Source organism: Pseudoalteromonas xiamenensis (assembly GCF_017638925.1).
In the GTDB taxonomy this organism is placed as follows: domain Bacteria; phylum Pseudomonadota; class Gammaproteobacteria; order Enterobacterales; family Alteromonadaceae; genus Pseudoalteromonas; species Pseudoalteromonas xiamenensis.
On the sequence record NZ_CP072133.1, the window covers coordinates 449284 to 475051 of the forward strand.

General features: G+C 42.3%; 19 protein-coding genes and 2 pseudogenes. 11 read left to right on the plus strand and 10 right to left on the minus strand.

What is annotated here, in order from left to right; all coding sequences use genetic code 11:
- Positions 1–275: 275 nt before the first annotated feature.
- Positions 276–3520: pseudogene (rne, locus tag J5O05_RS02305) on the plus strand (ribonuclease E).
- A 290-nt stretch (positions 3521–3810) separates the two neighbouring features.
- On the opposite strand, the gene yejK reads toward rne, so the two are convergent.
- The gene (gene yejK / locus J5O05_RS02310; RefSeq protein ID WP_208843431.1) at positions 3811–4827 is read right to left on the minus strand and encodes a nucleoid-associated protein YejK; all 1017 of its coding nucleotides are present in this window, start codon (positions 4825–4827) and stop codon (positions 3811–3813) included.
- A gap of 64 nt (positions 4828–4891) precedes the next feature.
- Here yejK and J5O05_RS02315 point away from each other — a divergent pair, with 64 nt between their 5' ends.
- The 9 genes and pseudogenes from J5O05_RS02315 to J5O05_RS02355 all read left to right on the plus strand — a co-directional run bounded on the left by J5O05_RS02315 (position 4892) and on the right by J5O05_RS02355 (position 14204).
- A complete protein-coding gene (locus tag J5O05_RS02315; RefSeq protein ID WP_208843432.1) occupies positions 4892–5104 on the plus strand; it encodes a YejL family protein in 213 nt (70 codons plus the stop codon).
- A 2-nt stretch (positions 5105–5106) separates the two neighbouring features.
- Positions 5107–6606, plus strand: coding sequence for a DUF3413 domain-containing protein (locus tag J5O05_RS02320; RefSeq protein ID WP_208843433.1), 1500 nt, complete (start codon positions 5107–5109; stop codon positions 6604–6606).
- A 56-nt stretch (positions 6607–6662) separates the two neighbouring features.
- Positions 6663–7136, plus strand: coding sequence for a DUF4124 domain-containing protein (locus tag J5O05_RS02325; protein WP_208843434.1), 474 nt, complete (start codon positions 6663–6665; stop codon positions 7134–7136).
- 74 nt (positions 7137–7210) lie between these two features.
- Positions 7211–8917 (plus strand): bifunctional isocitrate dehydrogenase kinase/phosphatase, encoded by a 1707-nt coding sequence (gene aceK / locus J5O05_RS02330; RefSeq protein WP_208843435.1) that lies wholly within the window; start codon positions 7211–7213, stop codon positions 8915–8917.
- A gap of 27 nt (positions 8918–8944) precedes the next feature.
- Positions 8945–9884, plus strand: a pseudogene (locus tag J5O05_RS02335) (LysR family transcriptional regulator).
- Between the two features lie 185 nt (positions 9885–10069).
- Positions 10070–10855, plus strand: a complete 786-nt coding sequence (locus J5O05_RS02340; RefSeq protein WP_208843436.1) for a glycosyltransferase family 2 protein — start codon at positions 10070–10072, stop codon at positions 10853–10855.
- Positions 10845–11519, plus strand: a complete 675-nt coding sequence (locus J5O05_RS02345) for a TVP38/TMEM64 family protein (protein ID WP_208843437.1) — start codon at positions 10845–10847, stop codon at positions 11517–11519. Before J5O05_RS02340 ends, J5O05_RS02345 begins: the two co-directional genes overlap by 11 nt.
- A complete protein-coding gene (locus J5O05_RS02350; protein ID WP_208843438.1) occupies positions 11509–13215 on the plus strand; it encodes an ArnT family glycosyltransferase in 1707 nt (568 codons plus the stop codon). Before J5O05_RS02345 ends, J5O05_RS02350 begins: the two co-directional genes overlap by 11 nt.
- Positions 13215–14204 carry an NAD-dependent epimerase/dehydratase family protein gene (locus J5O05_RS02355; protein WP_244369741.1) on the plus strand — a complete coding sequence of 330 codons (990 nt, stop codon included), beginning with the start codon at positions 13215–13217 and terminating at the stop codon, positions 14202–14204. Before J5O05_RS02350 ends, J5O05_RS02355 begins: the two co-directional genes overlap by 1 nt.
- Before the next feature lie 73 nt (positions 14205–14277).
- Here the strand turns inward: J5O05_RS02355 and J5O05_RS02360 are convergent, their stop codons facing one another.
- From J5O05_RS02360 to J5O05_RS02390, 7 genes are all read right to left on the minus strand, one after another.
- Entirely contained in the window at positions 14278–15441 is a 1164-nt protein-coding gene (locus J5O05_RS02360) for a DUF349 domain-containing protein (protein ID WP_208843439.1), read from the minus strand.
- 7 nt (positions 15442–15448) lie between these two features.
- The gene (locus tag J5O05_RS02365) at positions 15449–16951 is read right to left on the minus strand and encodes a hypothetical protein (protein WP_208843440.1); all 1503 of its coding nucleotides are present in this window, start codon (positions 16949–16951) and stop codon (positions 15449–15451) included.
- A complete protein-coding gene (locus J5O05_RS02370) occupies positions 16941–17222 on the minus strand; it encodes a YeaC family protein (RefSeq protein WP_208843441.1) in 282 nt (93 codons plus the stop codon). The genes J5O05_RS02365 and J5O05_RS02370 overlap by 11 nt, the downstream gene beginning before the upstream one ends.
- A 1-nt stretch (position 17223) precedes the next feature.
- Positions 17224–17550 (minus strand): hypothetical protein, encoded by a 327-nt coding sequence (locus J5O05_RS02375; protein ID WP_208843442.1) that lies wholly within the window; start codon positions 17548–17550, stop codon positions 17224–17226.
- Positions 17551–17619: 69 nt separating this feature from the next.
- Positions 17620–19287, minus strand: a complete 1668-nt coding sequence (locus J5O05_RS02380; RefSeq protein WP_208843443.1) for an alanine/glycine:cation symporter family protein — start codon at positions 19285–19287, stop codon at positions 17620–17622.
- Positions 19288–19351: 64 nt separating this feature from the next.
- Positions 19352–20479 (minus strand): M14 family metallopeptidase, encoded by a 1128-nt coding sequence (locus J5O05_RS02385; protein ID WP_208843444.1) that lies wholly within the window; start codon positions 20477–20479, stop codon positions 19352–19354.
- 157 nt (positions 20480–20636) lie between these two features.
- A complete protein-coding gene (locus tag J5O05_RS02390) occupies positions 20637–22082 on the minus strand; it encodes a glyceraldehyde-3-phosphate dehydrogenase (RefSeq protein ID WP_208843445.1) in 1446 nt (481 codons plus the stop codon).
- A gap of 154 nt (positions 22083–22236) precedes the next feature.
- Between J5O05_RS02390 and J5O05_RS02395 the strand changes: the two genes are divergently transcribed.
- The gene (locus J5O05_RS02395; RefSeq protein ID WP_208843446.1) at positions 22237–23037 is read left to right on the plus strand and encodes a DUF2989 domain-containing protein; all 801 of its coding nucleotides are present in this window, start codon (positions 22237–22239) and stop codon (positions 23035–23037) included.
- Positions 23038–23072: 35 nt separating this feature from the next.
- Here the strand turns inward: J5O05_RS02395 and ihfA are convergent, their stop codons facing one another.
- Both ihfA and pheT read right to left on the minus strand, forming a co-directional pair.
- On the minus strand, positions 23073–23369 hold the full coding sequence (ihfA, locus tag J5O05_RS02400; RefSeq protein ID WP_005494451.1) for an integration host factor subunit alpha: 297 nt from the start codon (positions 23367–23369) through the stop codon (positions 23073–23075).
- Positions 23370–23371: 2 nt separating this feature from the next.
- Entirely contained in the window at positions 23372–25759 is a 2388-nt protein-coding gene (gene pheT / locus J5O05_RS02405; protein ID WP_208843447.1) for a phenylalanine--tRNA ligase subunit beta, read from the minus strand.
- Between the last annotated feature and the right edge of the window lie 9 nt (positions 25760–25768).

Here is a 25768-nt window from a genome sequence, read left to right on the forward strand (position 1 = left end):
TGTCGCAGCCACCGTCAAACACGGTTGATATAAAGAAAAAGCAAAAAAACAGTAACGCGAAGTTCGATATTTTAAGAAGCCTCGTTATAGATTATTCCTTGTGAACGTGAGTAACGCCTCATCCCGTGCTTAAGAGCGTATGAGGACTTAGTGAAGATCGCGCAAAGAATAGTGTTCCATCTCCCCAGTCGTGAGACTGCATTTAACAAAACGGAACTCTGAACACTCTTAATTTGTTGAAATAGCGATAAAAATTGAAAAAGTAGAGTAAATATATGAAACGTATGCTAATCAATGCGACGCAGCAAGAAGAAATGCGCGTTGCACTGGTTGATGGCCAACGTCTGTACGATTTAGATATCGAGAGCCTGGTCACGAACAAAAGAAAGCCAATATTTATAAAGGCAAAATTACCCGCATTGAACCCTCTTTAGAAGCTGCTTTCGTCGATTACGGCGCTGAGCGACACGGCTTCCTTCCTCTTAAAGAAATCGCAAAACAATACTTCCCTGATGGTTATTCTTTTAGTGGACGTCCTAACATCAAAGACGTCATCAAAGAAGGCCAAGAAGTTATTGTTCAAATCGACAAGGAAGAACGAGGCCAAAAAGGCGCTGCACTAACAACGTTTATTAGCGTTGCTGGTAGTTATCTCGTTCTCATGCCAAATAACCCTCGTGCTGGCGGTATTTCACGCCGTATCGAAGGCGATGAACGCATTGAACTTAAAGACACATTAAGTCGACTAGATTTGCCACGCGGTATGGGCTTAATTGTTCGTACTGCTGGTGTTGGCAAGTCGTTTGAAGAGCTTGAATATGATTTAAAAGCGCTTTTAATCCATTGGGATGCGATTCAAAAAGCAGCTGATAGCCGCAAAGCCCCGTTCTTAATTCACCAAGAAAGTAACGTTATTTTCCGTGCGATACGCGACTATTTACGTCGTGACATTGGTGAAATCCTTATCGATAAAGCTAAAGTTTTTGAAGAAGCAAAGGCACATATTGAACGCTTTCGCCCTGATTTCTTGAACCGTGTAAAGCTTTATCAAGGTGATGTGCCTCTATTTACGCATTATCAAATTGAAAGCCAGATCGAATCTGCGTTTAAACGCGAAGTTCGCCTTCCTTCAGGTGGTTCAATTGTTATCGACCCTACAGAAGCTTTGACGTCTATCGATATTAACTCGTCTAAAGCGACTAAAGGCGGAGACATCGAAGAAACTGCGTTGAACACAAACCTTGAAGCGGCTGAAGAAATTGCACGTCAATTGCGCCTTCGAGATTTGGGTGGCCTGATTGTTATCGACTTCATAGATATGACTCCACCACGTCACCAACGTGAAGTTGAAAATCGTTTGAAAGATGCCGTTCGTACTGACCGTGCACGTGTACAAATTGGTAAGATCTCTCGCTTTGGTTTGCTTGAAATGTCACGTCAACGCCTACGCCCATCGCTAGGTGAAGCAAGTCAGCATTCATGTCCTCGCTGTGATGGTCAAGGTACGATCCGTTCGAACGAATCGTTAGCGTTATCTATTTTACGTTTAATTGAAGAAGAAGCGATTAAAGACAACACTGCTCAAGTAAATGCGCAAGTGCCTGTTGCAGTTGCTTCATATCTATTAAATGAAAAACGCCGCGCAGTACAGCGTATCGAAAAACGCCACGAGTGCTCTGTTGTTATCATTCCTAACCAACATTTAGAAACGCCTCACTACGAGGTAGTTCGTGTTCGTAAAGATGAAACCTCAGAACTTGCAAGCTACGAGCAAATTAAAACACCTGAGCCAGAAGTTATTGAAATGGCGAAGCCTGCTGTGGTCTTGCAACGTGAAGAGCCAGCATTAAAAGGTGTTATCCTACCTGCGGCCCCCGCACAAGCACAAGCTACACCAGCAGTGCAACCTTCACGTGTTGCAAACGCTGCGCAGAAAGAATCGCCAAGTTTGTTTGCACGCATCGGTAACTGGTTAAAGGCACTCTTTGCTCCTGCTGAGGAAGTAAAGAAGGAAGAAGAGAAACCTAAGCAACAACGTAAGCCATACGAAAACCGTCGTCGCAACCAGCAAAAACGCCGTAACAACAAGCAACGCGATCAGAAAGACGAGCAAAATAATGTAACGGCTCGTGAAGATAAACCTGCTGATAAGCAAAGCGAACGTAACAGCGATGCGCCGAATAGACGTCGTCGTCAAAATAATCGTAAGCGTCAAGACACTGAAACGGTCGCACCTGAAGTTGTCAAAACGGAAGCTGCTGAAGCACCTGAAGTGAAGGTAAAACCGCGTCGTCAACGTCGTAACCTTCGTAAAAAGGTCCGTATTGAAAACGACGTGGAAGTAAACACTGAAGTGTCAGCCGCTGAATCAACTTCGGCAAACGTAGCGCCAGAGACAGCTGTTACTGTCGCCACAATTCAACAATCTGAAGAAACGTTGCAACACGTTGAAACTCAAGATGTTGAATCAGCTACAGACGCTACTCAAGCTGAAACGGTAGTGGAAAAACCTCGTCGCCGTGAAAACAACCGTGGTCCTCGTAAACCTCGAACTCCTCGCGTTGAAAAAGCAGACGAACAACTTGAAGAGCAAAAAGAAGAGCTTCAATTTGTAGCTTCAGCTGAATCGCCAAACGAAGCTATCAATTTAGATGCCGTTGATGAGAACGATCTGTCAAATGACGTAGTTCAATCCGATGAAGATGAATCTGGGGACAAAGAGACCCGTACACGTTCTCGTCGTTCTCCTCGTCATCTTCGTGCGGCAGGTCAACGTCGTCGTCGTCCAGAAGGTGAAAAGAAAGACACACCTATGGCTTTTGTTCCAGTTGCCGACCAAGCTGCTGCGGAATACGAAGAAGAGTTAAAGCGTACACAGACAACTGATCATGATGATGTGTTTGAAAGTCCATCTCAAGAAGATGTTGCTCAAGTATCTTCTGTTGAAGCGACCAGCGCACAGACTGCTGAGGTATCGATTGAAGCACCTCTAGTAAATCAGGAAATGTCAGAGCAGACTGCAGAATCGCAGATTACCGAAACTGAAGAATCTGTGACGGTAACGGTCGCTGAACCTGACGTTGAAGTGGACGCTGTGCTGACAACTAGCGAGGAAGTTTCGTCTTCTCAAGAGGTTGAACCTTCAGAAGCAGCTCCTTCAGATGCGGTAACAGTCAATGAACCGACTGATGTTGCTGATGAGCTATCAAGCACTTCAGAGCAAGTTACGTCTGAAACAATCGTGGCAACCTCAGAAACCGCTGTTGAAACAGTCATTGAGCCAGCACCGAAAGTAGATTCACATGACGAGAAAGCGAAAATGACTCGAGTTCGTTTTACGAGAACGAGCTTTGCACCGATGACCAAAGCAACTGCGAGTCAAGATGTAGAACTTGATTCTCCAGTACCATCAGCGATGCCTGACGAGCAACGAGAGCCGTTAGTGCACAGCGCAATGGGCGTTGGCTCTAAGTCAAAAGGTGGTCGCGCAAGTGCAGCCATGGCATCGACGATGCAATAAAGAGTAATACAATTGAAAAACCCCGCTTCTTGCGGGGTTTTTATTTTTCTAGTCGTACATTACTTGCAGCTTCAGACAACACCTAATACCTAACGTCTAACGTCTAACGTCTAACGTCTAACGTCTAACGTCTAACGTCTAACGTCTAACACCAAGATTGATAACGAATCGCAAACGACTCATATTTATTTTAATAAGAAATCGTACGCTCTACTTTGACAGGACCTAAAAACCAAAAAAGCCATTTGATTAGACTCAAAATGGCTTTTTAAGCAGTTTAAATTCTACCTCTACGATTCATTGTCTTCGTAGAAACGCATTAACTGATCCTTTAAATTCGGTGGCACACCTTTAATAGTCAACGTGTCAGTGTGGCTGTTGTAAATGACTCGCTCTCCTAAATGTTTGCGCTCGAAACTAATACTTACGCCACCACCCACGCCAGAGAACTTAACCATACTCGTCACTGTTTTCTTATCGATAGGGAACGATTCTTCCAGTTGATAACCCTGATCTTTATAAAAATCGCTGAACGCTGTTTCACCTGATTTTGATAAGGTATCTGACAGAGAACTTACCTGAGCATCCTCGCCAGTCGATATACAATCATTACAGTAATCAAAAACCTCTTTTCTCAAAGTGTCTTTTTCGTGCTTGTCGTATTGCTGTTCACTTAAATATTCTTCAACAGCCTGCAACATCACGGTACTTTGCTGCTTAGCGTCAACGCCTTCTTCACAACCCAAAAAGTCGAGGAAGAAATCAGCCACTTTGCGCCCTGCTCGGCCTTTGATAAAAGAAATGTAGCGATTTTGCTCAGGCTCGACATCCCATGCAGTTAAATCGACCCGCGCAGCCAACTGCATACGCGTAATATCTAAATGTTTAGAAGCCGCTAAATCCAATTCAGAGGTGATAGCATAATGTTCTTTGATATTAATAAGGGCGATGAGCACATAATCAGTTGCAATGTAGGTATAGTGGCAAAAAACTAAATAACCCGTCTCATTGAAAGCATACTTATTGAGCTCTTCTTTCAAGACTTCAGTTGCTTGTTCCGTAAAATGCCAAAAACCTAATTCATTATTACGGTAGCTTTGCAACGCGCTTGCTGTGACACTATTTTTATTAGAAGAAAATGCACAAAAGCCTTTTCCTGGTTTCCCATTGTACGCGTGGTGCAATTGTTCAATGAAAACATTCACTTTTTCATTGACTTTCATTTCATCATTGCGAAGATGTATTTGAGTTTCTTCGTCTTGTTTGTCGACATAATGAACGACTAACTTATTAACCTCGATGCTCATGTTTGTTTTTCACGCCTCTGGTGTTAAAATCTGAGATTATTATCATTTAGTTACAGAACAATCGATGCCTATTTTATCTAAATACAGTAATGAACAAGTAGAAAAAATCACAGACCAGCTTTTAAAGGTCCTATCTGACGACAAGGCAACGGTTGATTTAAGCCTAATGTGTTTAGGTAATTCTATTACGCACATCATAAACCAACATGTACCAGCAAACAAACGTGAAGCTGTGGCAGAAAACTTCGCAAAAGCACTAATTCAATCTGTTAAGTAACTATGAACTTAAACCCACAGAGTCCTTTTGCGTCCAAAGCGAGCCAACTTCTTAGTTGGGGCCATTGGTTCACATTTGCAAATATTGCATTGGTGCTGTTAATTAGCCTTGGTTATCTGTGGGCAGATAGTGCCCCTACAACGTGGCTTGGCCGATTTTACATGGTCGTAACTTGGTTAAGCCATACAAGTTTTATTACATTCCTCGCGTTTGTGTTAACCGTTTTCCCGTTGAGTCTGGTTTTTCCTTATCCTCGCCATATCCGAGGAATGGCAGCTGTTATAGCGACACTGGGGCTTAGCTGGCTTTGTCTTGATGCGTTTGTTTATTACCAACTCGGCTACCACATCAATTTCAGTTCATTAAGTGAAATATTATCTGTTTTCGTACAAACTCTTAGTGCTAGACCCATTTTTGTTAGCGCAATTGCAACCTTAATCATTGGTGCATTTTTCGCTTTTGAATTGGTGATTAGTAATTTTGCATGGAAACATTTAGCTGAATTAAAGCAACTTAAATTTCCAAGTTATGCGGCCGTGTGTATCGTGTCATGTTTCGCAGCAAGTCACAGCATCCATATATGGGCCGATGCGAATTCTTACTTTGACATCACTAAGCAAGATAATGTGTTGCCAATGTCTTACCCTACTACGGCCAAGAGTCTATTGGCAAAACACAACTTAATCGACATTGATCAATATAAAAAATCAACACAAATTGATCTCGACTCTAAGAATATTGAGTTCGTTACACCAGAATTAACTGGTTCTTGTAGTGCCGTTGATAAACCGACAACCCATATTTTAGTTTTCGCCAATAACGCTCAACTACTTGAATTTGTCGGCAGCAACGATACGTTAAAGCCTTTTTCAACCCTGTTGCACCCAACGTCGATTGAGGATAGCTTATTTAATTTAATCTATGGACTCCCTGCGATTTATAAACGCTCTATGATTGACGAAGAGCGGTCGCCTGCATGGGCAAAAGGAGGCTTACTCTCAGTACATGGATTCCCTGAATTTAAATACATTCCTGAGCGCCAAGACGCGAAAATTGTAATACAATTTGTAAATGGTAATACATTAAACATTGAGACGACTTCACCAGTTATCGCCCTCAGTTTTGCTAATGACGAAAAATCGGTTGTGGCGACCTCTACGTTTTATAGCAATATTAAAGCATTCAAAAAAGCGGAAGGCCTGATTCAGCCAATGGATCTGTTAGCGACTGTGTTATCTCAGGTCATTAATTGTGTAGAACGCGCGGCTAAATCCACGCTCGGACACACAGTTACCTCCCCTGAATCTTCACATGGTGTAAACCATTCTCAAGGTGTTTTTATCGCCTTCAAAAAGGATAGAATTACATTAATAAAACCAGATGGTAGCTATCAACAAATGTCTGCAGCCGAAGGCTTTGTTATAGAGCAAAAACTCGATATTCCTTTTTTAATACAAAGCATTAAACAAATTAAACAATTTGGGCCAAGTGCATCGCAATAGTTTCCAAAGTAATTTTCGCAGACTAAACTTAGCCCTTTTTGATACAAGGAATGTAAATGAAGCTTTTTTTTCTCTGCCTGTGTTTAGTGTTAACTTCAACCTGTTTTGCCAAAAAAGTCGAATATTATAAATGTGTCACTGAGCGTGGGGTGATGTATAGCCAGTTTCCATGTGGCAGTAACGCAATCGCGCAGCGCTTAGAACACCAAGACCCTGACGTTGCTGTCCCTGATGATCAACACACGAAATTACTTAATGCCCTAGAGCGTAAGCAAATCATTCATACACTCGAGCGTAAAATCCGCGCGAGCAAGCAAAAAGTTGCCATACTTGACAGAGAACGGGACCGCGCAAAGCAAAAAGCCCTCGACAAACTCGAACGCATGATGAGCGACCAAGAAAAACGCCAAATGACTCGGGATGTAAAAAGTGAACTTCAACAAATTGATAAGCAATACATGCGAAATTTGAAGGAGGTCAGTAAAAACCTATTGGAACTCGAAAAACAGCTAAAAAAATTCTCAAAATAAATGATATTTATGCAGATAACGCATGACAAACTGCTGTTGACGCAATACAGTCAAACATAAAAAGGACCTGTTTTATGCGAGCAGTGGAAATTGCGGAAATAATCTTAGCCGGGTTTACTAAACATTATCGAATTTTCCAATCAATTACAGCCAAGGCCCCTATCGCGTTCGGTAACCGAGATTGGCAATCTATTCAATCGATTAGCTCGATGCGTATCGCTCAATATGATGCGCGTGTAAATGAAACAATTGAACTCCTAAAAACCAAACAACGCATTCAGCCACTGAATGAGTGCCTTTGGCGTACAGTCAAAGAGGCATTTCAAGAACGCTTGGTGTTTCATCCTCAAGCGGAGCTTGCCGAAACCTTTTATAACTCTGTTTTTTGTCGTTTATTTCATCGTCGCTATTTTAACAATGAATTTATCTTTGTCGTCTCCTCCATGAAACAAACCTCCACGGTACCCGTTGAAGCCGAGTATCGGAGTTATTTTCCTGTGTCAGACGGATTAAAGCCTACAATTCGAAACATCATCAATCATTTCGGATTTGGTGCGCCCTTTACCGACCTTGATGGCGATATACGGAAATTGGTCAAAGCATTTATCAAACAAGCCCCGGACACCCATCATCAACGCCATCAAATGCGCTTTGACATATTGCACTCACCTTTTTATCGCAATAAAGCAGCTTACATTGTTGGTCGAGTCGTCTCGTTGTCTGGTATTCAGCCTTTTATTATCGCCATTTTAAATACTGAAGAGCGTGGCATACACATCGACGCACTTATTACTCAATCCAGTCAAATGCGCGTCATTTTTGGATTTGCACGTGCCTACTTTTTTGTACAAACACATGCCCCGTCAGCATTAGTTGGCTTTTTAAACCAACTCATGCCGAGTAAAACGGCTGCCGAATTGTACAACGCTATCGGGTTTCACAAACAAGGCAAAACCGAGTTTTATCGCGAGTTTCTAAATCAACTCGAAAGTAACGTAGAGCAGTTTATTGCGGCTCCTGGAACGCGAGGTATGGTAATGATGGTGTTTACCCTGCCTTCGTTTCCCTACGTATTTAAGGTAATCAGAGACCAATTTTCTGAAAGCAAACCATTTGGACGAGAAACAGTACTTGCTCGATATCAATTGGTTAAAAACCATGACCGTGTTGGTCGTATGGCGGATACTATTGAGTATTCGAACGTAGTCTTTCCGCTAGCTCGTTTCTCGGACGAATTGTTAAACGAATTACAATCAAGCATTGCCGGTAGTATGGTAATAGAAAATGACTTGTTGATTATCAAACACCTTTACATAGAAAGACGTATGACACCACTTAACTTGTTTCTTCAAACCTGTAGCGATGAAGATGCAAAAGGCGTTATGGCTGATTATGGTCAAGCACTGAAAGAAATGGTTTCTGCAAATATTTTTCCAGGTGATATGCTGCTTAAAAACTTTGGAGTCACCAAACATCAGCGCGTGATTTTCTACGACTATGACGAAGTTCAATATTTAACGGAAATGAACTTTAGAGAAATGCCCAGACAAAGTGCGGTAAATTATTTGGAATGCAGCGAAGTTTCTTCTGCGCCTCAAGATGTGTTTCCTGAACAGCTATGTACTTTTGTTTTGCCAGACCCTAAACTAAGGGCGCTGTTTTTAGAAGCCCACCCAGATCTTGCTGGCGTCGCTTTCTGGAAGCAAGCCCAAACAGATATTCGCCAGAAGGTGATGAAACACATCTATCCCTATCCTCAAGAGCAACGTTTTTGCTTATGAGCAAAATAACCATAAAAAAGGAATGTTGTGAACATCAGTAAAATCGATCTCAATCTACTTGTTTACTTAGATACATTGTTAAGAGAATGCAACGTAACGCGAGCTGCGAATCAGCTTAGCATTACGCAACCAGCAATGAGTAATGGTCTTAAACGACTCCGCAATCTATTTAACGACCCAATTTTAGTTCGCACTTCTGAAGGCATGGTACCAACAGAACGCGCACTAGAACTTCAGCCCGTGATCCGCGGAATATTAATGACGCTGGAAGAGACACTCGCACCAAATAGAGAATTTTCGCCATCACAGAGTAAACGTGTATTTAGGATTATGGCGAGCGATTACGCGGCGAGTACACTTGCACCAAAATTGCTTAATAAACTGCATGAAGAAGCGCCTGATACAACGCTCGATATTTTAACTCCAAGCGACGTTACATTTCACGATGTTGAAAATGGTAAAGTGGACATGGCCATCAACCGCTTTGAAAACTTGCCGCAGTCTTTCCATCACAAACGAATTTGGAAAGACAGCTTTTGTTGTTTGGTAAAAGCTGACAATCCGATTATTCATCAATTTAGTTTGGAAGCGTATTTAAACGCTAGGCACATCTGGGTCAGTAAAACAGGCTTTGGAGTCGGTGTTGGTATGGACCCTGCGGATGTGCAAAAACTGGGCTGGGTTGATGAGGCACTTGCGCATTTTGGTAAGCATCGCAATATTGCGACATTCACGCGAAATTACCACGTGGCGATCCATCTTGCAAAAGAGCAAAACTTAGTAGCAACCCTACCATCTAAGGCCGCAAACATATACAAAGACGATCCACATCTTGCCATCGTGGAACCTCCATTCCCAATTCCTCCTTTCGAGGCTCGATATGATTTGGAGTCCGTTATTACACAGAGACGCAAGCCACATCTGGTTGAGGCAAAAAATTGCGGAAGTTGCTGACGAGTTAAAATAGCTCATCAGCAACACAAATACCTCAAATAGGGAAATTCATTGCAATTTCAACAACGTACCCTCTTTGGGTCTGGTTTTTTATGTTGACTTCGTCATCAAGGTCATGAAAACTTAACATTAGTTTGCTGAACTAATGCCCTAACAAGATACGCAATATTACAGCGTGCAGTAAGGATAAATATAGATATGACCAATTTAGAAACCCCCTCTAATGATTTTGAGGTTTCTGTTTTAATCCCGGCAAAAAATGAAGCCGAAAATATCCCTTCTCTCGTTACCGAAATCCACCAAAGTTTGCATCAACACGTTACGTTCGAAGTGGTTCTCGTTAATGACGGCAGTACTGATGAAACAGCACGAGTATTTACTGAAACTTGCGAATCATTGAACGTGCCCGCTCAATTGATTTCAACCGAGCAAAGTGTAGGTCAATCCACCGCGTTGTATATTGCGGGTCATAATGCGAGAGCAAAATGGCTCGTGACAATCGATGGTGATGGCCAAAATGACCCCGCAGATATACCAAATATGGTGTCTGAGGCAAATTTACTGCAAGGTAGTTCGGATTTCTGTATCGCTGGGTATCGCCATAAACGAAAAGATACACCATGGAAACGTTTTCAATCACGGATTGCAAACCGGGTTCGAAATTGGTTTCTGAATGACGGTGTTCCAGACACCGGATGTGGACTCAAGCTTATCCCTAAGTCGACGTGGGTGAAACTCCCTTACTTCAATCACATGCACCGTTATTTGCCAGCATTAATTAAACGTATTGGCGGTGATATTCGCGTAGTTCCTGTCGCACATAGAGACCGCACTGCAGGAGTCTCGAAATATACCGCTTGGAACCGTGTTTGGGTTGGTATTGTTGATATGTTTGCCGTTAAATGGCTCATTGCGAGAACTAAACATCCCGTTATAAAACAACATACTCATATCAATACAGAGCAAAAGAATAATGCTGCTTAAAAGTTTTGTCTTTGGGATTGCAATAATCAGCATTATTGCTCTTCTTCAGCTTGGCATGATTGGCAACGTTGATCTACATGAAAAACTGCTTGTCTTACAAGCTAAAGCAGGCATTTGGGGTTGGCCAATTTTTTGCGTCGTTTGTGTTGTTTTTACTTCAATTGGTGGCGCTAGGCAAATAGTCGCTCTTGCCTGTGGAGCGTTAATTGGCGGTGTATCTGGCGCATTCATCTCGACACTTCTTACAACAATTGGCGCACTTTTGACCATTTTGTTTATCCGATTCTTCGGCGGTGACTGGTTTATCAAAAAATACCAACGAAAAATCTGGTTTCTTTCTGAATTACTAAAAAGTCACACGTGGGCGTGGATTTGCGCAATTAGACTACTACCTGTCGGTTCAAATCTATTAACAAACATTGCCGCTGCTGTTAGCTTTTTGCCCCTGCCAAGTGTTCTCTTCGGCAGCTTTGTCGGTTATCTGCCACAAATGTTTTTGTTTAGTTTCATCGGTGCAGGAGTTGCACAAGAAGATACCACCAAACTTTGGCTGAGTATTGTTTTGTTTATAGTGTCCAGCCTGATGGGTAGTTACCTCTATAAACATGGAGTAAAGGATAAAATAATAGCGTTAAAACAACAGGATATGCCAAATGTTCAATAAAATATCTGAGGACACGTGGGTTAAACTTATTTTCGCTGCACTCGTTCTTGCGCTTATCGCCGGCCTAGGTCTTCGTTTTCCATGGCCTGCAGACGAGCCTCGTTTTGCTCAAATAGCAAGAGAAATGCTGATGTCAGGGCAATGGTTATTTCCGACCCGTGCAGGCGAGTTTTACCCAGACAAACCACCCGTATTCATGTGGTTAATTTCAGTCTCTTATTTAATAACACAACATTTCAAAATCGCCTTTTTATTACCTTCTGCACTTGCTGGCCTTGGTGTTGCCTACCTCGTTTACGACATTACAAAACGGCTTTATGATAGAAAAACCGCTATCACTGCCCTGCTTATTCTGATCATCTGCCCACAATTCTTGTTACAAGCAAAAGCAGCTCAAATAGACATGGTTTTGTGTTTCTTCACGACCATAGGTTGCTACGGATTGATTAGGCACTATATTCTAGGTCCAAATAACAAATGGCTTTATCTCGCGTTTATCGCCATGGCTATTGGGGTCATGACCAAAGGCGTTGGCTTTTTACCTATGTTGATGCTTATTCCTCTTGCGTTGTGGTTCAAAAACACCCCGACTCGAAAAAGCTGGAAGTGGCAGAATTGGTTAGGCGTTGTTCTCTTTTTTGTGACATTGGCTTGTTGGTTGGGACCGATGTTGTACCAAGTTAATGTGCTACAAACTCCAGAACTCATCGCGTATAAAAACAATATACTTTTTAAACAAACAGCTGAACGTTATGCGAACGCGTGGCATCACCAAGAGCCTTGGCACTATTTTATCGTAAAAGTCATCCCTATGATGTGGTTTCCTGCGCTTGCGGTTATCGTCTTCGCTTGGAAGGAATGTGTTGCCCTATTCAAGTCACAACCTATATTCAGAGTCCTAGTTACATGGGTTCTATTTGTACTTTTGTTTTTTTCAATTAGTACTGGCAAGCGAGGCGTGTATATTTTCCCAGCGTTACCGATGTTTTCTATCGTCGCGGCCGTTGTATGGCACAAGATTGAAAGAGAAAACATTCGTCACTGGATTAGACGTGTTCTATTTGGGTTTGCAGGTCTAGTTACCTTTTTGCTCTTTGCTATCGCATTTGTAATCGTCTTTAAACCGCAGCTACTTGAAAAGAAACATGGGGACTACTTGTCCTTATTAAACGAATTAGTTCCTTTTATCGCCATAATGGCTGCACTTCTTGTTTTGCTTTTGGTTAAGCTTAGAAAATCTGATGCGTTTCAGGCGCTCGCAGGTATTACACTGGTTGTTTGGCTTGCAGTCGGATTTGTTGTATGGCCTACCGCGGATAGTTACCGAACGCCTGACGTTATTATGGAAAAAGCCCAGACTATTATGCCTAATGACGGTGAACTCGGTTTAGTTCGATTCAAAGAACAGTTTTTAATGTTCGCAACTAAACCAATTACTCATTTCAGTTATCTAGCCAATGAAAAAACGCAGTTTCAGCGTGCGTGGCAATGGGTATTTGCAAAACCGAATCGGTTTATTCTTGTATCTGATGAAGAACCTTGGTTTTGTTTCAATAAAAACAATGCGATAGAACTAGGTCAGGCGCACAGAAGGACGTGGTATTTACTATCACACGATCAGATCGAATCAACTTGCGACACACCTGACACGATGAAAACCTATCAGTTTGTTCCAAATTCAGAAGTGGTATTTTAATGATGGCCAATATTTTAAATGATAAACCGATACTGGTTACTGGGGCTGCCGGTTTTATCGGCTTTCATCTAGCAAAAGCATTACTTGATAAAGGCTGCACGGTTGTTGGCTTAGATAACCTCAACGCCTATTACAGCCCAGAGTTAAAAGATTCACGGCTATCACTGTTAAAGGACTATCCCAACTTTACATTCAAAAAAATAGAGCTTAATCATCTATCGGAACTTCAAGCGCTATTCGAAGAATTTAAGTTTGACGTTGTAGTTCATCTAGCGGCACAAGCTGGTGTACGTTACTCAATTGATGCACCAATGACATACTGTGACAGTAACCTTGTTGGTATGATGCATATACTTGAATGCTGTCGCCACAACACAATTAAGCACCTTCTTTTTGCTTCTTCCAGCTCGGTTTATGGCCTTTCGGATACCATGCCATTAAGCGAAACGGCAAAGACAGACTCACCGGTATCGCTTTATGCAGCCACAAAAAAAGCAAATGAGGCTATGGCCTACAGCTATGCAAAATTGTATGGTATACCAATGACCGGACTGCGCTTTTTCACGGTATACGGACCGTGGGGTCGCCCAGACATGGCGCTGTTCAAATTCGTAGAAAAGATGCGCAATCACCAGTCCATCGACGTGTACAATATGGGGCAAATGCGCCGTGACTTTACTTACATTGATGATGTTGTCAATGCAATAGTTAGCATGCTCCCTAAAATACCAGACCAAAAAGTACCCTACGAAATCTTTAACATCGGTTCTAACAACCCAAAACAGTTACTCGATTTTATTGAGGAAATAGAACGTGCATTGGGTTTAAAAGCAGACAAGAACTTGTTGCCAATGCAAGCGGGCGATGTACTCGACACGTGGGCTGATGTGCAAAAACTTAAACAGCACGGACACCCTTTGCCAAACACACCTTTTGCCGATGGTATAAAAGCGTTTGTTGATTGGCATCTGGCATACTACGCCATATAACCCATATTACTAAATAAAAAGCCGAACAGTATTTTCTACTGTTCGGCTTTTTTTATTTACATGGACTTGATAATCACATGCCCATACAACGCTTTAATCTTACTAACTTTTCACTCTCAATAGGCAGTGGACAGCTGTTGATAAAGCCTTTCAAAATATCTTGGTTATTGATATCACTACCAGAGAGTTTTTCTTCAAGCATCGCGATTTGTACTTTTACTCGCTCATCTTTCAGCATTTCAGGTGATTCGACATCACTTAAGATTTCAAGGCGAATGAGCATCTCATCCGAACTGAGTGAGGACACTATGTTTTTCTTCCACTGCTCTGGTAATTGGCCCATTTCTAAGCCTTCAAAAAGCGCTTCTAGATCTGCTTGTCGTTTACCTGCTTGAATTATCTCCAGCTTAGCTGCAAGTATTTGGCGAAGTTCATTTTGTTCATTTCTCAGTGTCTTAGGAACGCTTAATGAATTTAATTGGTTCAAAATATCATTAATTTCCTTGAGGCCTTTTACTTCTTCAGCGGCTTTATTCAATTGCTCTAATTCGTCGCGAAGTGAATCCAACAATAGACTCTGTTCTGCGCGTCTTTCTTTGATTTCTTCCTGACGTTTAGCGAAAACCGCATCATTGACAGCTCTGAACGCTTGCCACAAACGATGTTCATTCTTAGCTCCAGCGAAACCTATTAATTGCCACTGTTGCTGTAGGTCCTTCAGATGCTCGCAGGCAGCTGACACATCATCATTTTCAAGTTCTGCGTTTGCACTCGCCAACAGCGCCTCTTTTTTCGCCGTGTTCGCTTCATAATGCGATTTTATTATTAACCAAATCGCATCTTGGCCTGACTTAAACTGCTGTGAAAGCTTTAGATAAGTATCTTGGTCAACTTTACCAGCTTCTTTCCACTGCTGTTTTAATGCCTGAAGGCCACTTTCCAATGCTTTCAAATCTGAGTCAACCGCGGCGCTTTGCGCTAAAACATCCAGTGCGTTTATAATGCTTAAGCGACTTTCTTCATTTTGCTTACGCTGCGCTTCTTGCTCTGCAAAATAACTTCTGCATGGTTCAAATGCTCTTTCTATCTGTTGCTCAAAACGTTCAGCTAATGCTTTGGTTTCGTCATTAAGAATTGGACCGCATTCATTCCAACGTAAACGTAATGCTTTTACTTGCTTTGCACGTTGTGCCGGTTCAACTGTTGTTTGTTCGGCTAACTGCGCCAACTCATTCAAAATAGAATCACGTTTTGGCTCTGTCGCGTATTTTTGCCAATCTTGCAGATCTTGTAATTTTTCCGTGAGGCTCTTCTTTTAGCGTATTAAGTGGTGTTTGGTAATAAGTAGTTAAACCTTCATATTCAGAAAGGAAACCTTTAAACACGCCAAAAGCTACATTAAAACGGCCGTTTTCAATTAATCTTTTAGTATCAAAAGCTTTCTTGCGCGCTGTTTGCTGCTTATCTTTTTGCTCGTTAGATAATACTTCATGAGCTTGATTAAACGCCTGCACAATCGATTTAAACGTTTTTTGCAAGCCTGTTTGAAATTCCCTTGGCACCAATTTAATCGCATCTTTTGCTGTACGGCATAACGCATCAAATTCAGCGAGTTGGGAATCCAACTGTTCAACGTTAAGCGGAGGTTCCACTTTAGCTAACGCGTCTAATGCCAACTTAGCCTGTTTCGCGTTTTGCGCTATTGCGGGTAAATTAGCCAGTTTTTCTCTAAACACGATGAGCGCTTTCGCTGTCTCTTCAATACGAGATTCTGAACGGTAATCACTAGATTCAATATCACCTTGAAGTGAAAGCATTTCATTTACCAAGGTATCCACTGCTTTATCATCAAGATCTTGCAAAACGGCATTCGTACGTTGCTTTAAGTCTTCAAAGCGAGCATTTACGTTTAACTGAAACTCTGATTTTGCCTGTTGAGCCTTTATTTTGGCTTGTTCAACATCAAATACTTCACGTAGACGCTCTAAATGACGCTCTGTTTTTTCGGTTATTGATGCATATTTTGTAGAAAGTTCTTCTTGTTGAACTTCCGTTAACCATTGCATCTCGATTCCTGACCACTGCGCAACGAGTGAATCGAATTCCCCGTTCACCGACACCCAGTCGTTCTTTTCACGAAGATGATTGAGTTTCGCTAATACCAATTTAGTTTCTTGTTGAACTTTTTCAGGCATTTCCTCTGCCAATTTTAGCTCAGATAAACGTGACTCAATTTTCGTCTGAACCGAACCTTTAGCGTGCTTTAAAGCACTTTTTAAAAGCTGGTGTTGTTCAATTAATTGAAGCAAGTCATTTTGAAGCGTTTCTTCACTTTCTTTGAACGCTTTTTCGATAAGCGAGCTATCACTAAGGCGTTTCAGCAACTTTAGACGCAACGAGCTATCGTTGTCTGTCAAAGCGAGCTTTTCCAATAACTTATTCGGTGCGTGCTTTTCGATGTATTCTTCACGAAGCTGTGTTTCTAAATTGTCGTTTACGACCGCGGTAGCAATTTGTTGCTCTGCTACGTCTTTTAGTGCTTGGTCTTGTTTGAACGCGTGCCACCAAAGGCCTAAACTATTTAATTTAGCAAGTGCTTGACGACGAATTTCAGGCGCGGAGTCTTCTTTTGCCATTGTCGTCAAAATTGCTGAGTCTTTTTCAACGTCGAGCTTACTTAATGCTTCAACACGTACCTGAAGCTTTGGATGTTTCCATTTTGGTGTAAATAAATGTTTAAAGATCATTTTCACTAAACCTAGCGATTTCGCTGTCTTGACTGAATTCTTTTTGTAATTCGCGCTTTGATTTTTGAACCATTTCACCATTTTCATTAATGGTAAATTGTTCATTACTTTTCGCGATCTTAGCTTGATATAGCATGACTAACTGTACGGTCTGTTCTTTTTGCGCTTCAGAAAGAGCTGTGCCGTCTGGCCACTTACCCGTCGCAGCACCATACTGCAACCGTTCAAATATTTCTGGGGTTATACTTTTAACTAGACTATCAACGTTCATTTCAATTTTTCTTTTTTAGGTAAACCAAAATCGCTCGATTAACAAGATACCAAAGACAGCTCACGGCGATAACACCAATGCAAGCATTGTATTCAATGCTGCCTTTCACTGGGTGTTGATTATACAGATATAAGAATCCACCGAGAAATAAGATCAATGCAATGAATGATTGATTTAGGATCTTTTGCTGTTTTTTTACTCGACTCTTAACCGCTAAACGATGCAATTGTTCTTCATCTAAATCATGGATCGCTGTTTTACAATGTGGACACGTTGGGTGTTTGCTCGAAATTGAATTGCTACAGCTAGGGCATTGTACTATTGCCATACATCACTCCAAAGTATTGGGCAGCCAAAAAAGAAGAGGCGCCTCTCGGGCGCCTATATTGTACTTGTTTTAAGACTCATTGTCTTTTTTGAATTTGACCCAGTAGTCATCGATGGCTTCTTTCATCTCCTTGCGTAGCAGTACGATGCCGAATAAGTTAGGTAATGTCATGACCACAATAGCAACTGCTGCAAGTTTCCAAACAAGCGTTGTATCTGCAAATGATGCCCAGAAAAAGCCTGCAACATAAAATACACGGTATGGCATTACAGAACGACTACCGAGAAGATAAATCATGGCGCGGTCACCGTAGTACGACCATGCAATCGCCGTAGAGAATGCAAATAAAAGCAGGCCTATCGAAACGATGTACTGCCCACTATCACCAAAGAAACCACGTTGGAACGCTTTGGTTGTCAATTCCGCTGAATGGACAAGTGATTTCCCTTTAATGCTGATGCTTGGATCAGTGGGTAAACCATCCTTAATCGACACCACACCCGTATAAACGTGGCGCTCTGTAATGCCGAACCGAATGTCCTCACCCACTGAACGAGAGTGAATGATTGTAAAATCTTTATTTACAGCCTTACCTTGGATGACATTGATGTCTCCCGAATAAGGTGTAACATCACTCGGTTTACCATTTAGATAGTTATAAAGTGATTGACGGTCTTGCTCATTTTGCTCGTTATAATTGCCCTTAACAATAACCATGGACGAACGTTCAAAGTGCGTTTCGAATTTTTCAGTCCATACACCAGACGATAGAATAACCAATCCTGTTAGAGTACAGATAATAATGGTATCAATGAAAGGCTCTAAAATAGACACCATGCCCTCGGATACTGGCTCATCTGCCTTGGCTGACGCGTGCGCAATAGGTGCTGAACCTTGGCCCGCTTCGTTAGAAAACAATCCACGGTTAACACCACGGTTAAATGCGTAAGCGAAAGAAGCGCCAAGGAAACCACCCGCAGCAGCAGAGCCTGTAAATGCGTCGGTAAACACTGACAAAAATGAAGGCACGATGTTGTCGAAGTTATACAGAATTACGCCAAGCGCACCAATAATATAAATTGCGGCCATCAGCGGAACAACGCGAGATGTTATCGCCGCTATGCGCTTAATACCACCGAGAATCACAAGCGCGAGAAGCACAGAAAGTACTGCACCTGTCGCCATTGGTGCAATGCCAAAAGTGGCTTCCATACCTTGAGCAATGTTATTGATTTGCGGCAAGCTACCTGTACCGAACGAAGAAATAACTGTCGCAATCGCAAATAAGATAGCCAACCATTTCATGTTTAAGCGTCTGTCCATGTAATACATAGGACCGCCCGCCATAGAACCGTCATCTGTTTTTACTCGGTATTTATGCGAAAGCGTTACCTCAACGAACTTCGTCGTCATACCAAAAAATGCGGTCATCCACATCCAGAACAGTGCCGCCGGCCCACCGATTGAAATAGCGAGTGCAACACCACCGATGTTTCCTGTCCCAACAGTACCCGATAGAGCGGTTGATAAAGCTTGGAAATGCGTAGTGTCACCTTCGTGACCTTTTTTGTCGTATTTCCCCGATACCACACGGATGGCATGTCTAAAGTATCGGATCTGCGGGAATTTAAGGTAGATAGTGAAAAATAAACCTACACCCAATAATACGTATGGAAACCAAGCTGCTCCCCCCAAAAGACCATCTAAGTGATCCAAAAAACGACCGAATGCGTCCACGATTTTTCCTCTTATTATTAACGCAAAAAAGCAACACTCTCGTGTTGCTTATTGTTTTTAATTATTATCTTAAATGGTCTACTACCGCCACGATAGCAGCCAGCATATCCTGACCAAATTGATACGATCGACGGTCAGACCAACCATAATATTGGTCTGGCAGATTTGCGTTATCTTTAAACGGCATTTCGACCGTGTAGGATAGCGCATTAAAGGCCTCTCCAACTGCACATGATGCAACTGTCATATTTGCTTGACCCGGTTCATCTTTTGGATAACCAAATTCGTCTTGGAATTCAGGCGTAATGGTCAATAGAGCTGATTTAAACCGATTTTCCAAAGACTCTAGACGAGCATCGTAGCTTGGAATGCCTTCACTGCCAGCTACAAAGTTGTACGGCAGAGCTTCATCACCATGAATATCAAGGAACATATCAAGTCCCGTTTCATGCATTTTGTTTAATACATGGAAAACTTCTGGGCTTTGTTCAAGCGACGGCGTTTGCCACTCACGGTTCAAATTCACACCAATTGCGTTTGTACGTAAATGACCTCGAACACTACCATCTGGATTCATGTTCGGCACGATGTAAAATACGGCTTTTTGAAGTAAGGCCGCGACGTGCGGATCTTCATCATCTAACAACTTGTGTAGCAGACCTTCGATAAACCATTCGGCCATTGTCTCACCTGGATGTTGACGACCAACTACCCAAATCGTCTTTTTCTCAGCATCCGGTTCACCGACACGCACCACTGTCATGTCACGTCCATCTAACGTTTCACCTAATACTTCGATATCGACCCCATCATGACTTTGTGCGAATGCCAACAAATCAAGATGTCTTTCGTAGCTATACGGCGCGAAATAAGCGAAGTACATTTGTTTGTGTTCCGGTTCAACATCAATTTTTAATGTCCCATCACTAAATGTACTGGGTATTCTGAACCAAGTTTGGCGGTCATAGGACGCAACCGCATGATAATCGTCCCATCCTTCAGGGTAAGCTGACTTTTCTAACCCATTGATATGTAGACTGTGTTCCACAAAAGGCGTCGATTCTAATCGAAAATGGAACCACTGAAAAAACTCAGAGCCGTTATCTGCATTAATCTCTAGTTGGATATCTTTAGGCTCGCTTAATGCAAGTACTTTGATATTTCCGCTGTCGAAATTACTCGTAATTTTCATTTAAAAACCCTGCACTCCATTTCCGCGACTGGAGTAAATTGTTATACGTTGTTAGCTGTATGTATCTAAACGCGGAAAGCGTACCACAGCTGGTAAAAATCAAAAACCTCTAAAAAGCAAAAAAGCCAGCGGTTGCTGGCTTTTTGAGACAAATTACTTAGCGAGGTAGGCTCGGGAATGATACCTCGGCCATGTCGTGCATTACGCGCACAACCTGACAGCTGTAACCAAACTCATTATCGTACCATACGTAAAGAACCACACGGTCTGCATCTACAATAGTCGCTTGAGAGTCAACAACGCCCGCATAACGGCTACCAACAAGGTCACTAGACACTATTTCGGTTGATGCAGTGTAATCGATTTGATCTCGTAGATTCGAATGTAACGCTGTATCACGTAGGTACTCATTTAGCTCCTCACGTGACGTTGCAGTATTCAAATTCAAATTGATAATTGCCATTGAAACATTTGGTGTAGGAACACGGATAGCATTGCCCGTTAATTTGCCTGCAAGCTCAGGAAGCGCTTTCGCTACTGCTTTTGCAGCACCCGTTTCTGTAATAACCATGTTTAACGCCGCTGCACGACCGCGGCGGTCAGCTTTGTGGTAGTTATCAATTAAGTTTTGGTCATTTGTGTATGAGTGAACCGTCTCAACGTGGCCGTTTTTGATACCAAACTTGTCGTTAATCGCTTTCAACACTGGTGTAATCGCATTCGTTGTACAGCTTGCTGCTGAAACAATTTTATCTTCAGACAAAATTGCCGCGTTATTAACGCCGTATACGATGTTTTTGATGTCACCTTTAGCTGGTGCCGTTAAAAGTACTTTAGACGCGCCTTTTGATTTCAGATGAAGTCCAAGGCCAGCTTCGTCTTTCCAAATACCAGTGTTATCAACGATAAGCGCGTTTTCGATACCGTATTGTGTGTAATCGATTTCGTCAGGTGAATTTGCATAGATCACCTGGATATACGCACCGTTTGCTTTAATAGCATTAAGCTCGTTATCTACCGTAATAGAGCCATTGAATGGACCATGGATTGAATCACGACGTAACAGACTAGCACGCTTCTCGAGGTCACCATCACGGCCGCCACGAACAACAATCGCGCGTAAGCGAAGATCTGCATGTGCTCCGCCACGTTCAATTAACAAACGAGCTAGCAGACGACCGATACGACCAAAACCATAAAGCACAACATCACGCGGTTTACGTGATTCGTCTTTATTCAATAATTCAGCAAGTTCTGCATTCAAATAGTCTTCGACTGAACGCCCTTCGCCTGCATTTTTATAGATATAAGCATAAGCTAATTTGCCAATATCGATACGCGCAGGTGCAAGATCCATTTTGGTGATTGCTTCTAAAAACGGGAAGCTTTCACGTAAACGTAATTTACTCTCTTCAAAACGCGCGACTGTTTTGTGTGCCTTAATTACGTCAATTGCACTTGCACTAACAAGCGGACGACCGTAAATGGCGACTTCAATGCCATTGTTACGATATAAACGACCAATGATTGGTAGCATGCTTTCAGCGTAGTCTTGGCGTTCTTGCCAACTATTTTGGTATTGTTGCTCGTGAGATAAGGTCATGTTATTTGCCTAATAAACAATTTACTTTGAACGGATAGCCCTACTCGCTTTCGGTAAGGCAGCGGTATTTTAATGGAAACTGGCACGATTCTCCACTGTTACATCTGAAAAGCTTACGTTAGAATAAAGTGTGAGTTTTATTTGAGGTATTGAAATGTCGATAAAAAAAGCCGCAATTTTCGGCTGTTTGCTGCTAACTGGCTGTGAAGAACCCCTTACATTAAACAGTATTTGTGAATCAACGCCCGCAATGTGTCGGGATCTTAATACTGATAGTCACTGTAAGGAAGAACGAGCAGATTTGATCTTTTCTCGATACGACGAGTTCAAAACCCCCACAGAAGACAACAAATACGATTTGCTCAAAAAATTAGAAAAGTACGACAAATGTGTCTCACTCGCGGCTCAAATAGAACACATCAAATTAAAAGAAAAAACCACCTCTCGAGTCGAAGGGCATTTAACAGCACAAAAGGAAATGTATCGTATATATCAAGAAACCAAAGAAACCGAACACCCGGGTATATTGTATTTCCATTGGTCTCGTCAGAATGATGAACACGCCTTGACTAAATTGCTTAAAATGGAAGACTCGCCACGTGTAAAAAAAGACAAGGAAATGCAGCTCTTCTTAGCGACGTTTTATGCAAAAATCGATGAAGATAAAACCATTGACTTGCTTTACAACGTACTTGAATTAAATAAGGCAGGCGAAGTTCCTTCGCCAGAAGTGTACACCACCTTAGTGAGTTTATTTTTCAAACAGCACAAGTATAAACATGCCTATACCTTCGCGAAAATTGCGCAGCTCTCTGGCGTAGAAGATATCGAGATGTTACCAATCAAACACGAATTAACAAGTCAAGGCAAAGATTTAACGCCGCTTGATGAGCTTGCTCAAAAAACGTTTGATAGTGTACGCGAAGGTCGATTTATCTCCCCTCGCGGTATTTAAAAACAATAAAAAAGGCAGCTAAGCTGCCTTTTTTATTACTGTTTGCTGGTACCGACTTCTACTCGAGTCTTCAGCTTTTGTCCTGGTCTGAACGTGACTACGCGACGAGCAGAGATTGGTATGTCTTCACCCGTTTTTGGGTTGCGCCCTGGTCGCTCTTTTTTGTCACGGAGATCAAAATTACCAAAGCCAGAGAGCTTGACTTGCTCGCCCTTCTCTAGCGCTGAGCGGATTTCTTCAAAAAACGCTTCAACTAAGTCTTTGGCATCCTTCTTATTAATCCCCAACTTTTCAAATAGGTGTTCAGCTATGTCGGCTTTAGTAAGCGCCATATCTAGTCCCTCAACGATGCGTTAAATTGTTTAGCCAATTCGGCCACCACGTTGTCAACAACCAGATTGATGTCTTTCTCTTCGAGTGTTCTATCAACTGCTTGTAGTGTAAGGGCAATGGCTAAACTCTTAAAGTCAGGCTCAATACCTTTACCCTTGTACACATCGAACAAGTTTAGGTCAACTAATTGATTTCCGCCAACTTTCTCAATGCACTTTAAAATATCGCCTATTTTTACGTCATCTGCAACTAAAATAGCAATATCTCGACGATTTGATGGGAATTTTGACAGTTTTTCTGCTTCTGGGATGTGACGAAGCGATAATGCATCTACTTCAATTTCAAAAACATAAGCTGTTTGGTTAAGATCCAAGCCTTTTAACAACTGTGGATGAATCGCACCTAAGTAGCCTACTTTTTTGTCATCTAGATAGATTGCTGCAGATTGACCTGGATGTAGTCCATCACATGCCTCAGCTTTAAACGTAAACTGATTCGCTTTGTTTGTGAGCGCAAGTAGCGCCTCAACGTCACCTTTGACATCAAAGAAGTCAACATTGCGCGATGGAACCGACCAATGTTCATTATGCGTATTACCGAATGCAATACCACCGATAACTGCAACTTGCTCGACACCATTTTCCGCGTTTTCGTTTTTAAGGAATTTTAATCCTTGCTCGAATAGGCGGATACGGCCTTGCTGGCGGTTTTGGTTATAAACAACAGCATTTACTAGACCAGGCATTAGACTGACACGCATCGCAGACATCTCTACCGAAATTGGATGCGGCAACACTAAAGCGTCAGACTCTGGGTGCAACAATGATTGCACTTTCGGGTCAACGAAACTATATGTAATTGCTTCTTGGTAGCCACGACCAACCAGTGCATGACGAAGTGTTTTCACACTTAAATGCGCTTCCTGGTGTTTCGTCATGTTCAGTGAGGCCGTTGGCGCAACATTTGGAATGTTGTTGTAACCAAAGACTCGGGCCACTTCTTCAATTAGGTCTTCTTCAATGCTGATATCAAAACGGTAGCTAGGAGCTAGTGCGCTCCACGTGCCATGTTCAAATGTCACATCTAAGCCTAAGCGAGTTAGGATATCGGTCACTTTTGCATCTTCAATGTGATAGCCTATCACACGGTCTAAACGCTCACGACGCAATGTCACTGCGACTGGTTTTGGCAGATCCGCGTCAGAAACAGCTTCAACCACAGGGCCTGGTTGACCGCCGGCAATTTCAATTAGAAGTGCTGTAGCACGTTCCATTGCATCACGTTGTAGTTGATAATCGACACCACGCTCATAACGGTGCGACGCATCCGTATGAAGACCATAACCGCGTGCTTGACCAGCAATCGCCAATGGATTGAAAAACGCGCTTTCTAGAAGCACGTCTACGGTGCCCTCTTTTACGCCTGACGCTTCGCCACCAAAAATACCCGCAATAGCAAGTGCTTTATTGTGGTCCGCAATTACTAGTGTCGAAGATTTCAGTTTTGCGGTATTGCCGTCAAGTAAAATGAGTTCTTCGCCTTCATTTGCATTTCGAACTTTAATACCACCTTCGATTGCGTTTAAATCAAACGCATGCATTGGGTGACCTAGTTCAAGTAATACATAGTTCGTCACGTCAACGACTGGATCGATGCTACGAATACCTGAGCGACGAAGTTTTTCAACCATCCAAAATGGAGTAACAGCATCTAGGTTAATACCTTTTACCACACGACCTAAGTAACGAGGGCAAGACGCTGGATTAACCAGTTCAATTGAGATTGAATCTTCAATCGTTGGTGTAACCGCTGGAATATCTAATGTTTTAACGTCGATACCATTCAATACGCCCACTTCGCGCGCAAGACCTTTAATACCCAAGCAATCACTGCGGTTAGGTGTTAGGTCTACGTCGATAGTCACGTCGTTTAAACCGAAATACTCGCGAATATCTTGACCGATTGGCGCATCGGCAGGCAACTCAATAATGCCGTCAGAATTATCCGCCATGCCAAGTTCAGCAAATGCGCAAAGCATCCCGTTTGATGGTTGTCCACGCAACTTCGCTTTTTTGATTTTGAAATCACCTGGTAATACAGCACCAACAGTCGCAACGACCACTTTAAGGCCTTGACGACAGTTTGCCGCACCACAAACGATGTCTAGAAGCTCGTCGCCACCAACATTTACTTTTGTTACACGTAACTTGTCAGCGTCTGGGTGTTGGCCACATTCAACCACTTCACCAATCACGACGCCAGAGAATTCACCCGCAACAGGGTCTAAACCGTCAACTTCTAGACCTGCCATTGATAGTTGTTCAGATAAAGCATTGGTATCAATTGCTGGGTTAACCCACTCGCGTAACCACTTTTCACTAAATTTCATTGTTTACGT